The organism is Bradyrhizobium sp. Leo114 (assembly GCF_055229415.2).
The window spans coordinates 75833-88059 of the sequence record NZ_JBUYEN020000002.1; the positions used below are offsets into that span (position 1 = coordinate 75833).

Annotated in this window: 12 protein-coding genes; 5 read left to right on the plus strand and 7 right to left on the minus strand. The window is 65.1% G+C overall.

Going from position 1 to position 12227, the window contains the following annotated elements; genetic code table 11:
* Positions 1-107: 107 nt before the first annotated feature.
* The 7 genes from ACZIRK_RS02730 to ACZIRK_RS02760 form a co-directional block, all read right to left on the minus strand.
* Positions 108-716 (minus strand): thiamine pyrophosphate-dependent enzyme, encoded by a 609-nt coding sequence (locus tag ACZIRK_RS02730; protein WP_130225888.1) that lies wholly within the window; start codon positions 714-716, stop codon positions 108-110.
* On the minus strand, positions 713-1213 hold the full coding sequence (locus ACZIRK_RS02735) for a thiamine pyrophosphate-binding protein (protein WP_130225887.1): 501 nt from the start codon (positions 1211-1213) through the stop codon (positions 713-715). Before ACZIRK_RS02735 ends, ACZIRK_RS02730 begins: the two co-directional genes overlap by 4 nt.
* 92 nt (positions 1214-1305) lie before the next feature.
* Entirely contained in the window at positions 1306-2229 is a 924-nt protein-coding gene (locus tag ACZIRK_RS02740; protein ID WP_130225886.1) for a LysR family transcriptional regulator, read from the minus strand.
* Positions 2230-2232: 3 nt separating this feature from the next.
* A complete protein-coding gene (locus ACZIRK_RS02745) occupies positions 2233-4035 on the minus strand; it encodes an adenine deaminase (protein WP_130225885.1) in 1803 nt (600 codons plus the stop codon).
* 34 nt (positions 4036-4069) lie between these two features.
* Positions 4070-4693 (minus strand): glutathione S-transferase family protein, encoded by a 624-nt coding sequence (locus tag ACZIRK_RS02750; RefSeq protein WP_463326986.1) that lies wholly within the window; start codon positions 4691-4693, stop codon positions 4070-4072.
* A gap of 5 nt (positions 4694-4698) precedes the next feature.
* Complete coding sequence (locus tag ACZIRK_RS02755) at positions 4699-5424, minus strand: Rieske 2Fe-2S domain-containing protein (protein WP_130225883.1); 726 nt, start codon at positions 5422-5424, stop codon at positions 4699-4701.
* A gap of 42 nt (positions 5425-5466) precedes the next feature.
* Entirely contained in the window at positions 5467-5709 is a 243-nt protein-coding gene (locus tag ACZIRK_RS02760; RefSeq protein WP_130225882.1) for a hypothetical protein, read from the minus strand.
* A 401-nt stretch (positions 5710-6110) separates the two neighbouring features.
* Here ACZIRK_RS02760 and ACZIRK_RS02765 point away from each other — a divergent pair, with 401 nt between their 5' ends.
* Genes ACZIRK_RS02765 through ACZIRK_RS02785 form a run of 5 tightly spaced genes read left to right on the plus strand, consistent with a single transcriptional unit; the run spans position 6111 to position 12222 of the window.
* Positions 6111-7223, plus strand: a complete 1113-nt coding sequence (locus ACZIRK_RS02765; RefSeq protein ID WP_130225881.1) for a BMP family ABC transporter substrate-binding protein — start codon at positions 6111-6113, stop codon at positions 7221-7223.
* An 11-nt stretch (positions 7224-7234) separates the two neighbouring features.
* On the plus strand, positions 7235-8824 hold the full coding sequence (locus ACZIRK_RS02770; protein ID WP_207231022.1) for an ABC transporter ATP-binding protein: 1590 nt from the start codon (positions 7235-7237) through the stop codon (positions 8822-8824).
* A gap of 2 nt (positions 8825-8826) precedes the next feature.
* Positions 8827-9879 (plus strand): ABC transporter permease, encoded by a 1053-nt coding sequence (locus tag ACZIRK_RS02775; protein WP_463326932.1) that lies wholly within the window; start codon positions 8827-8829, stop codon positions 9877-9879.
* Positions 9880-9881: 2 nt separating this feature from the next.
* Positions 9882-10817 (plus strand): ABC transporter permease, encoded by a 936-nt coding sequence (locus ACZIRK_RS02780; protein ID WP_130225879.1) that lies wholly within the window; start codon positions 9882-9884, stop codon positions 10815-10817.
* Positions 10818-10821: 4 nt separating this feature from the next.
* On the plus strand, positions 10822-12222 hold the full coding sequence (locus ACZIRK_RS02785) for an 8-oxoguanine deaminase (RefSeq protein ID WP_130225878.1): 1401 nt from the start codon (positions 10822-10824) through the stop codon (positions 12220-12222).
* Positions 12223-12227: the final 5 nt, after the last annotated feature.

The window sequence follows — 12227 nt, forward strand, 5'->3', positions numbered from 1 at the left end:
GCGAAACCCCTCACCCGGATCGCATCTTGCGATGCGATCCGACCTCTCCCACAAGGGGAGAGGTGAAGAGGCGACGCGCAAGCAGATCGAGCCAATAACGTCATGCCTTAGTTATGCTCGCTCGGGCCCATGATGACGATGTTCTCGGTGCGCTCGACGTGGCGGACGAAGATGTATTTGTCCTCGCGCCCATCGCTGTGCTTGCGCTTGATGTCGGGCTGCACCGTGCCGGACACTTTTGCCACGACCAGATATGGCTCCTGCGCCGCCAGCCCGTCCGCGCAATGGCCGTCGAATTCCTCGATTGTGCGCGCGGTATAGGCCCGCGTCACGCCCGCGCCGCGCGCGATCGCGGCGATGTCGACGCGGCCGCTTGCCGTATGCGTCGGCGGGCCGCCGATCGACTGGTAGCATTCATTGTCCCAGACCACGACGAACAGATTCTTCGGCTGCTCGTTGGCGATGGTGGCGAGGATGCCGAGGTTGAACATCATGCCGCCGTCAGTATCGAGCGAGACGATGCGCCGATGCGGCAGGCCTGCCGCAAGACCAAACGCCTGCGCGCTGACGCAACCGAGCTGCTGCTGGAACAGGCTGGCATCGCGCATATGGGGAGCGGCGTTGTACCATTCGTCGACACTCGCGCCGAGCGAAAGAATCACGAGCTCGTCGGAGAGCCGGCGCGCCAGCGCCTTCATGCAGTGGAACCGCTTCATCGCACCACGCTCCCGCCCAGCGCGACCGCCGAGTGATAATAGGCCGAATAGGACCAACTGAACGCATCGGTGATGGCGCGCTCGATCCGCTCCTCTTCCGTCACGATGCGATAGGGAATGCGCAGCGCGTTCAGCACCGGCTCCATGGTGATGCCGTGCGGGATCGCCCACCAATTGTTCTCGCCGAGTTCGCCGCGATAGCTCATCAGCATCACCACTGGGATGCCGGCCCCGAGCCCCATCCGCGCCAGCGGCTCGACCGAGGCGCGCAGGCCCGAATTCTCCATCACCAGCGCCGCGCGCTTGCCCGACAGGAACACGCCACCGCAGATCGCGGCGCCCTCGCCTTCATTGGTGACGCGAATGGTGCGGATATCCGGGTCGGCGTCGAGCGCCGGATAGAGCTCTTTGAATAGCGAGTCCGGCAGATAGCAAACGAGGCTGACACCTGCTTGCTTCAAGCCGCGGATCACGGCGTCGACGGCGGATGGCTTCATGCAGATTCCCCTTTCGGGCAAAATCTCAGGCGCGAGATGTTCTGAATAGGCCCTGATTTCTCACCAGCCTGATGCGCCATGCGCAACATGTCTCAGCCGCCGGACAGGCCCTCGATCGCCCGCGTCAGCATGGTGGCGAGGCTCGAGGCCGCTTCCGACATGCCGGACTTGGCGCGCGACAGCAGCACCAGCTTTCGTGGCCGCAATTTGGGATCGCGCAGCGGCACGAACACCAGCGCCCCGCTCCTGATCTCGCGCTGAACGCCGATCCGCGTCTGCAGCGCGACGCCGTTGCCGCGCATGGCAAGATCGGCCATGACCGTGATCGAGTTGGTCAGCGCGCGGCGCCCGAAATCGATCGATGAGCCGTTCAGCGCTTCCTCGATCGAGGCACCGAGCGAAAGGCTGGCATCCGACAGCACGACGCGCTCGCCGGCGAGATCGAACAGCCTGAGCTCGCTGCGGCCGGCGAGCCGGTGCCCGGGATGCATCAGCGCCCCCATATTCAGCACCGTGCCGGCGAGCCGCTGCGCGTTGCGCGGCGTCTTGATGTCGAAAGCGATGCCGATGTCGCATTCGCCGTCGGCCACCGCGTCGAACGCATGTTCCGATCCCATCACCTTGATGTCGACGGTGATCGCCGGATAGCTCTCCCAGAACGTCGACATCACGTCGAGCAACAACCCGCGCGCGATGCTCTCCACCACCGCCACCGTAACAGTGCCGCGACGAAGACCCTGGAGGTCGGTGATCTCGGTGTAGGCGCGCGTCATCTCGCCCTGGCTGGCGCGCGTGCGGTAGAGCAGGATTTCGCCGGCGCTGGTGAGTTTCAGCCGCTGGCGGATGCGCTCGAACAGCGGCGTCTGCAGTTCGTCCTCGAGCTGACCGATCACGCGACTGATCGAGGACGGCGCGACATTGAGCACGCGCGCGGCCTGCCGGATCGAGCCGAGCTGGGCGACGAGCTGGAAATAATGCAGGCGCGTCGAGATCAGGCCGAGCCGGTGTGGATCCATCTGCTACTCGAACAGCGGCGCGAGCCGCATTTCCGGCACCAGCACCAGCCCCTTGTCGGTGATGCGGATTTCGGGGATCACCGACAGCGGGATCAGGTTGAAGCCCATATAGGGGATGGTGCAGCCGGCTTTCTGCCATGCCACCTTGAGTTTCTGCACCTCTTCGGCGACCTCGGTCACCCGCTTGTCGGAGAGCAGGCCCGCGATCGGCAGCGGCACCATCGCCTTCACCTTGCCGTCGGCAACGACGCAGACGCCGCCTTGATGATCCCTGATCGCAGCAAGCGCGACCTGCATGTCATCTTCGTTGGTGCCGGCAATGATGATGTTGTGGCTGTCATGCCCTACGCTCGATGCCACCGCGCCGTGCTTGAGACCGAAATCCTTGAGGACACCGTGGGCAACATTGCCGGCCGATTTGCCGTGGCGTTCCACCACAGTGACGAAACAGAGGCCGTAGCGCTCGAACAGCGGCTGCCAGTCATTGGCGGGCTCGATCGCGATGCGGTCGTGGATCAGGGTGATGCCGGGCAGCGCGGTTCTGATAGCATTGACGGTGCAGGCCTCGGTCGGCAGCGCCGGCGTCAGCTTCACCTCGTCAGGCAATTTCACCGTCGAATAGGCGGCTTGCGGATAGCGGTAGCGCTTCGACAGCGCGGCATCGAGCAATGGCGTGATCTTGCCGTTCTCGACCACGCATTCGCCGCCATACCAGGTGGCGTGTGGCCTCAGCGAATCATCGAGCAGCACCAGGTCGGCGCGCCGGCCGCCGCCGAGTCCGCCGATCTCGCCCTCGGCACCGAAGCGCGTAGCGCCATGCAGCGACCCCATCGACCATGCCTGTTCCGGCGACATGCCGGCTTTGACAGCTTCGCGGACCACCCAGTCGAGACCGAATTGCAGGAGATCGTCGGCATCGCGGTCGTCGGTGCAGACGGCGACGCGCTTATGCGACGCGCCGAGTTCGGTGATTGTTCGAATCGCCTGCGGCAGCGAGTGCCACGGCGTGGTCGGCGGACCGCCGCGCAGGAAGATCCAGACGCCGGCTTCCAAGAGATCGTCGGCGATATCGCGGTCGATCGCTTCATGGGTGTCGGTGACGCCGCTCGCGGCATAGGCCGCAACGAATTCGCGACCATAGACATGGCCCGACACCGGCCGTCCGCGCTTGAGCGCCGCGGCAAGGATCGCGTGGCTGCGCTCGTCGCCGAGCGTCACGGGGACGAAATCCATCTTCTCGCCGAGCGCCACCGCCTCCGGCCAGCGGTCGAACAGGCCGGCGATCTTCTCCGCGGTGAGATCGCCGCCGGCGGTCTCGAGTTCCGGCGAGGTGGCGGGCACCGTGCTCGGCACGGTCAGGAAGATCGAGAGCGGTGCCTCGCGCGCATCCTCCAGCATCGCCTCGACGCCGGCGACATCCATCACATTGCCGATCTCATGGCTGTCGCAGAAGATCGTCGTGGTGCCGTTGAGCAGGGCCGCTTCGGCATAGGCGCAAGCCGTCACCATCGAGGATTCGATATGGATGTGCGGATCGACCAGCCCTGGCGCGATGATGCCGCCAGCAACGTCCTTGATCGCGGCGTCGCCAGCGGCAGCCTTGTGCGCGCCGGCCGGCTTCACCGCGGCGATCCGCCCGCCTGCAATCCAGATCTCCCTGTTGTCGATGATCCGCTCCGAATAAGTCGAGAGCACGCGCGCGCCCGTGATGACGAGATCGGGCGCCGCCCGTCCCGAGGCAACGTCGGCGAGACGGCGGGTCATGGTGTGGAGCGGCTGGACGGAAAAGCGGGTGAGCCTGGTCATGGCGGCCTCTTACGTTGCGCGTGCGTGATCGGCCTCAATAATAGTCGGGAATGCCCGGCATGGTCACGAACCCCGGGGTAGTCCGCACGCGGCGCATCCAGCGCCGCAGTGCCGGATAGGCCTCATGTTCGATGCCGAAATCGCGGCTCAGCGCGATTGCCGGGAACAGCGCGAGATCGGCAAGCGATGGATTATCGCCAACGAACCAGGCGGCGCGATCAAATTCGCGTGCCGTCATGTGATCCTCCATCAGGCGGAAGGCGCGCCGCGCGGCAAAGCCCAGCGCCACCTCATCCCCTGGTTCGTCGAACATCGCCAGCCGCCGCGCGAGGAAGGCGGCATGGAGATCGCGGCTGGCAAATTGCAGCCACGCTGCGACCAGGCCGTGCGCCTTCGGTTCGGCGGGCAGCCACGCGTTACCGTTGTCATAAGCGCTGGCGAGATAGGTCATGATCGCTTCCGCTTCGCTCAGCACGATCTCGCCATCAGTTAGGATCGGCAGGCCGCCGCGCGGATTGAGTGCCATCAGCGCGGGCCCAAGATGTTCACGGCCTGGCACCATGTTGACCGCGACCTTGCGGTAGGACAATCCGAGCACAGACAGGACGAGCCGCACCTTGTAGCAATTTTCGTCGAGCTCGAAGTCGTAGAGGGCCATCTCGCTCACGGCGTCACCCCGTGACGCAGTTCGCCGGCGGGCCGCGCCGCTCCTTCGATCTCACGCCGCAAGGCTTCACCCCAGGCGGAGACGCGCTTCTGGCTATCGCCGGAATGGACGTCCGGCGGTCCGGCGATGACGATATGCAGCGCCGCCTCCACATCGGATAGCGGCTGCACCGCGACCAGAATTTCGTCGCCGCCGCTCTTGAGCGAGACCAGCGCATCGGTTCGCGACCGCTGCGTCGGGCCGCCGGCAATCGTCAACAGTGGGCATTCGGCCAGCACGAGCGCGTCGAAAATCTTGGCTGCCGAAGCATCGACATAGAGGCTGCGCACCGGTGTCACCGGCGCGCGCTCGGCAAACCCGATGTCCTGCGGCGCGTCGCTGTCGAGTTCGTTGTAGGCCCAGACGATGCCGAGCCGTTCGATCGAAGGACAGCTCGCAACCCGGATCGTGCTGGGGACGGCAAGATCGGGATGCGCCGGAATATAGCTGCATTGCGCCGCCGTATCGTACTGCCAGCCGTGATAGAGGCAGGCGATGTGGTTGTCGCGCACGAAGCCGAAACTCAAGCGCATGCCACGATGCGGGCAGCGATCTTCCCAGACGTGTGAAGCGCCCGCGCTGTCGCGCCAGACCACGAGCTCGCGGCCGAACAGCCGCGTGCCAGTAGAAGTGCCGCGCTCCAGCCCCTCCGCCAGCGCGACCGGATACCACCCTGTTTCCATCAACCCATCTCCATCGCGAACCCGGCGAACGCGCTGCAAGACTTACGCCGAGGCATTCTTCCGCCAGACATCCCGCACCAGGCAGTCGATCGGCCCGAGGCTGCACGCCATCTCGAACGCATCGACCAGCTCCGGCTGTCCTGAAACCGCCACCTCGATGCAATCAGGCGTCGCCGTCTCCACCACCGCGTCGAGCTGCAACCGCCGCGCGCGGTGGTTGACGAACTCGACGAAGCTGTCGACGCGAAACTGCCCTGCGAAGACGATAACGGTTGCTCCCTGCATGCGCTCACATCCCTGTGGTTCGATTTATTCGAGCGTGCCGCGATCAGGGCAAGCGGAAAGATTGCCCATGCATATCCTTTGAGCAGAGAAGCAGCGATCTGCTTGTTTTTTAAGGCATCGTTGCCGAACGATGTTGCGCTGGATCGATCACCGCAATCGAAAAAAAGCGCCTATGCGAAACAGCCAGCGCCAGACACGCTGACTATGCGCAAGCGTGCGGGATGGGCCGGTGATGCCGCCGATGCGCGGACTGCGGCATGGACCTTGCTACGGAAATCTTTCGGTAACAGAGCGCCGACACGCTGTGTCGACGATCGGCATTGCCCGGAGTTTCCGGCTGGTTTGGCCACGGCAACGATCCGCAACAGAACACGGGCTCCAACACGAGGCTTAGCTCAACCATGTCAGACCTCCGCCATCTGTCCCGCCGGCGCTTCCTGAACCTCGGCGCCGCCGCCGGCTCTTCGCTCCTGTTGCCGCCGGGCCTGATCCGGTCCGCGCATGCCGCGGCACCGCTGCCCGCGGTCGCCGAGAAGGACGCCGTGATCGCCTTCGGCCACACCGGGCCCGTCACCGATGAAGGCTGGACCTGGAGTCACGACCAGGGGATGAAGGCGGTGAAGGCTGCGTTCCCGCAAGTGAAGACCGTGTTCGTGGAGAGCATCCCCTACTCCGCCGATGCGACGCGCACGTACCGGCAGTTCGTCTCCGAGAATGCCTGCATGGTGTTCGCGACTTCGAACTATGGCGACTTCCTCTACGACGTGGCGAAGCGCTCGCCGAAGGTCGCGTTCTACGAATGCGACGGCCGCAACCCGCTCGACAATCTCAGCACCTATTATGTCGGGCACTGGTACCCGACCTATGTCACCGGCGTCGCCGCCGGCCTGATGAGCAAGAGCGGCAAGCTCGGCTATGTCGCATCCTTCCCGGTGCCTTCGGTGTTCTCCGGCACCAACGCGTTCCTGATGGGCGCGCGCTCGGTCAATCCGAACGCGACCATGCAGGTCATCACCATCAATTCCTGGTTCGATCCGCAGGCCGCCACCCAAGCCGGCACGGCGCTGCTCGACAATGGCTGCGACCTCCTGTTCGGCATCATGGACGAGGCCGGCTATCTGCAGGTCGCCGAGAAGCGCGGCGCAAAGGCGGTAATGTGGAACACGGATATCCGCCGCTACGGGCCGAAGGCCTACATCAGCTCGATCGTCATCGACTTCAAGCAATATTATGTCGGCGAGGTGAAGAAGCGGCTCGAAGGCACCTGGACGCCCTCCAGCACCATCCTGCCGATGGGCGCCGGCGTCGACCGCGACGCCTGGGGCGAGAGCGTGCCGGAGGATGTGCGCAAGCAGGCTGACGCCGTGCGCGAAAAGATCCTCGGCGGCTGGTCGCCTTTCGTCGGCGAGATCAAGGACGCCAAGGGCAATGTGAAAGTCGCCAGTGGCAAGCGCATGAGCGAGACCGAGCTCTACAACTGGGATTGGCCGATCGCCGGCATTTCGGGGCTCTGAAGCTGACCGTGATGGCGATGCCCGGTGTCACCGACCGTCCTCCCGGCACGCCGCCACTGGTGCAGCTCCGGGGCATCGCCAAGTATTTTCCCGGCGTCGTTGCCAATCAGGACGTGGACCTCGAAGTATGGCCCGGCGAGATCCACGCACTGCTGGGTGAGAACGGCGCCGGGAAATCCACCTTGATGAATATCCTAACCGGCATCTACCAGCCCGATGCCGGGGAGATCATCATCGACGGTTACTTGAAAAGCTTTGCCTCGCCGGTGGAAGCGATCGCGGCTGGCATCGGCATGGTGCACCAGCATTTCAAGCTGGTGCGTGCTTTCACCGTCGCCGAGAACATCCATCTCGGCTGGTCGGAAACGCCCCGCGCGATCAGTGCGCAGGAACTGGAAGCGCGCACCGCGCAGCTCTCGGCCTCGCTCAATCTCGCGGTCCGCCCGGGCGCGCGGATCGACGAACTCTCGACCGGCGAGCAGCAGCGGGTCGAGATCTTGCGCGTGCTGGCGCGAAGAGCGCGGGTATTGATCCTGGACGAGCCGACCGCTGTGCTGACGCCGTCGGAAGCGCGCGAATTGTTCAAGGCGCTGAAGGAATTCGTCGCGCGCGGCAACGCCGTGATCTTCATCAGCCACAAGCTGGACGAGGTGCTGGAGATTTCCCACCGCGTCACCGTGCTGCGCGGCGGCCGCAAGGTGGCGACCGAACCAACCGGCGCCTGCAGCGAAAAGATGCTGGCGAAATTGATGGTTGGGCACGAGATCGTGCTCGACGATTTACGCGCACGGGGACCGAACGCAGTCGCCAAAGCCAACGAGCCGGTCGTCAGCTTGCGCGAGGTGACGGCACGGGACAGCACCGGCCATGTCGTACTGAACAGGGTCTCGCTCGATATCGCGGGCGGGGAGATCCTCGGCATCGCAGGAGTGGCCGGCAATGGGCAGAAAGAGTTGAGCGAACTTCTGACCGGCATGCGCGCGGCCAGCTCCGGACAGATCATGCTCGGCGGGCGCGATGTCTCGGCCGCGGACGCCGGCGACTTCGCGGATTTCGGCGTCGGCCATATCCCCGAGGACCGGCTGCGCAGCGGACTGGCACCCGCGCTCAGCGTCACCGACAACGCGGTGATCCGCGAATATGACCGCGCGCCGGTCTCGCTCGGACCGTGGTACCGGCCGCGCGCGGCAGCGGCGCTGGCGCGCAAGATAGCAGAAGCCGCCGCCGTGATGGTGCCGAACTATGCGATGCCGATCCGCAACCTCTCCGGCGGCAACCAGCAGCGCTTCGTGGCGCGGCGCGAGATGCGGATCGCGACCAAGCTTCTCGTCGCCGCCTATCCGAGCCGCGGCCTCGACGTCGGCGCGATCAACACCATGATGCGCTATTTCGTCGAGCTGCGCGATGCCGGCGTCGGCATCGTCGTAATCTCGGAAGAGCTCGAGGAACTGCTCAATCTCTCCGACCGCATCGCGGTGATGTTCCACGGCGAGATCATGGGCATTGTCGATAGCGCAGGCGCCGATATCGAACAGATCGGCCTGATGATGGGCGGCCAGCGCGCGGCCACACCGGCGCGCGCGGCTGCGATGGTGCATTGACGATGGCAGTCCGTTTGCAACGCCTGCCATCGGCCTCGCCTGCAATCGCGCTTGCGGCGCGCGCGATTGCGATCCTGATGGCGCTTGTCACCGCCGGTCTCCTGCTCGCGGCCAGCGGCGCGCAACCGCTCAAGCTGGCGCAGCAGGTGTTGAAGTCGACCTTCGGCTCCGGTTTTGGCCTTGAGGATGTCGGCCTGCTGGTAACGCCGCTGATCCTCACCGGGCTTTCTGTCGCCGTCGCGCTCAGAATCGGCGCCTGGAATATCGGCGCGGAAGGACAGTTCTATGCCGGCGCCTTTGCCGCGACTGGCATGGCGCTGTTCGTCCCCGGTCCCACCATCGTGATGCTGCCGCTGATGTTCATCGCCGGCGCGCTCCGCGGGCTGATCTGGATTTTGATCCCGACGCTTGCACGCGCCTATGCCGATGTCAGCGAGCTCATCACGACGCTGCTGCTCAACTTCGTCGCCACACTGATGGTCTACTATGTCGCGACCGGCCCCTGGCTCGATCCTGGCGGCCATGCGCTGGGGACCACCGCGCGGCTGAAGCACGACATCCCCGAATTCATCGGCATGGTGCATTGGGGCTTTCCGATCGCGATCCTGGTGGCCGTGATCACGGCCGCCACCTTCAGCTTCACGCGCTGGGGCTATGAGGTGCGGATCGCGGGCTCGAACCCGCAGGCCGCCAAATATGCCGGCATGCCGTTCCGCCGCCATTTGATCGTGGTGATGCTGCTGTCGGGCGCGATCGCAGGCATCGCCGGCATGCTCGAGGTCGCCGGCACCGTGCATCGCCTGCAGGGCGGCATATCAAACAATTTCGGCTATCTCGGCATCATGGTCGCGGTGCTGGCGCGCGGCTCCTGCATCGGCGTGATCGCCGGCGCGGCGCTGATGGCCGTGATCCTCAACTCCGGCATCATCCTGCAGACCCAGGGCGTCAACACATCCACGGTGCTCGCCATCACCGGATTGATCCTGTTCTTCACCGCTGTCGGCGACGAGCTCGCGCATTTCCGCATCGTCAGCAGCAAACCGGCGGAGGCCTGAAGATGGATCTGATCGCGGGCATCCTGCACACCTCTCTGCTCGCCGGCGGCGTGCTGGCGCTGGCCGCGCTCGGCGAGGTGCTGGCCGAGCGTGTCGGCGTGGTCAATCTCGGTGTCGAAGGATTGATGGCGCTCGGCGCGATATCAGGGATTGCCGCCGTCGTCACGACCAGGAGTCCGACCGCCGGTTTCGCGCTGGCGCTCGCGGTGGGGTTTGTGGTCGGCATGGTGTTTGCCGCGATCACGGTCTATCTGCGCGCCAACCAGGTGCTGTGCGGACTCGCATTGACCTTGATGGGCACGGGCTTTGCCGCGACCGTCGGCAAGGCCTATTCCGGAATCCCGGCGCCGGCGACGTTTACGAGCGTCGAGATCCCCTATCTCAGCTCGATCCCGCTGATCGGCCAGGTGCTGTTCACGCAGAATGTGCTGGTCTACCTGATCTACATCATCCTGCCGGTGATGCTGCACGTCCTGATCTTCCGCACTCGCCACGGCCTCAACCTGCGCGCCGTCGGCGAGAACCCGGCCGCGGCCGATGCGGCAGGGATCGCCGTGCAACGGATCCGCTTCTGGTATGTAACCGCGGGCGCGGCGCTCGCTGCCGGCGCCGGCGCCTATCTCACGCTCGCCTTCGTGCCGTCATGGTCCGAAGGCGTCGTCGCCGGCCGCGGCTGGATCGCGGTGGCGCTGGTGATCTTCGCCGGCTATCGCCCACTGAATGCGGTGCTGGCCGCGCTGCTGTTCGGCGTCATCACCTCGCTCGGCTTCGTCGGGCAGGCGCGCAACTGGCCGATCGCCGCACCCGTGCTCTCGATGCTGCCCTATCTCGGCACCATCGCCTTCATCGTCGTTCCCGTCGTCGCCTGGCACCGCATGCGCCAGGTGATGGCCGCACCTGCCGCGCTCGGCATTCCCTATTATCGTGACCTGCGGTGAGCTTATGTCGACGCTGCTTGTAAAGAACATCGATCACCTCGCGACCTTCGACGACGCCAATCGCGAGATCAAGGGTGGCGCGCTGTTCGTCCGCGACAATGTGATCGAGGCGGTCGGCAGCAATGCGGAGCTGGCGCATCTTGCTGCCGACGACGTGCTCGATCTTTCCGGCCATCTGGTGATGCCGGGCATGGTCAACACGCATCATCACATGTACCAGAACCTGACGCGCGTGATGGTGCAGGACGATGAATTGTTCGTCTGGCTGACCACGCTCTATCCGATCTGGTCCGAGCTCGATGACGAGGCGATCTATGTCTCGGCCCGCGTCGCGATGGCCGAACTGATCGCCTCCGGCTGCACTACGAGCTCTGACCATCTCTACATCCAGCCCAACAATGTCCGGCTCGACAGCACGATCCAGGCGGCGCAGGAGCTGGGCCTGCGCTTCCACGCCGCGCGCGGCGCGATGTCCCGCGGCAAGAGCCAGGGCGGACTGCCGCCGGACAGTTGCGTCGAGAAGGAAGCGGACATCCTCAAGGACGCCGAACGGCTGATCCAGACCTACCACGACCCGAGCCGGCACGCGATGAGCCGGATCGTGCTCGCGCCCTGCTCGCCCTTCTCGGTGACACCAGGCCTGATGAAGGAAGCCGCCCAGCTTGCGCGCAGCCACAAGGCCGTGCACCTGCACGCGCATCTCGCCGAAGACCTCGACGAAGAGGTTTATTGCCGCGATATCTACGGCATGCGGCCGGTGGAATTCGCCGGCTCGGTCGACTGGCTCGGGCCGGACGTCTGGTTCGCGCACGCCATCTTCCTCGACAGCAACGAGATCAAGACCTTCGCCGAGACCGGCACCGGCATGGCGCATTGCCCCTCCGCCAACATGCGGTGCGGCCAGGGGATCGCAAAGATCCGCGAGATGCGTGACGCCGGGGTCACCTGCGGGCTCGGCGTCGACGGCTCCGCCTCCAACGACACCTCGAACCTCTTCCTCGAGGCGCGGCTGGCGCAGATGCTGCAGCGGGTCGCGCCGCACCGCTATCTCTCCGAGACGCCAGGCGGCCGCGGCGGATTTGGTGGCAGCCCGAAAGCGCTGTCGGCGCGCGAGGCGCTGGACATGGCGACGCGCGGCGGCGCCAGACTGCTCGGCCGCGACGATATCGGGTATCTCGCGCCCGGCATGAGCGCGGATTTCATCGCGATCAGATTGAACCAGCTCGGGCTCTCCGGCACCCAGCGCGATCCGCTGGCGGCGATGATCATGTGCGGCCCGTTCAAGGTGGACTATTCCTTCATCAACGGGCGCAACATCATCCGCCGCGGAGAATTTGTGCATCACGACGTCGAGGCCTCGCTTGCGGATCACGCGAAGATCATGCAACGAATCTACCGGCAATAGCCCCA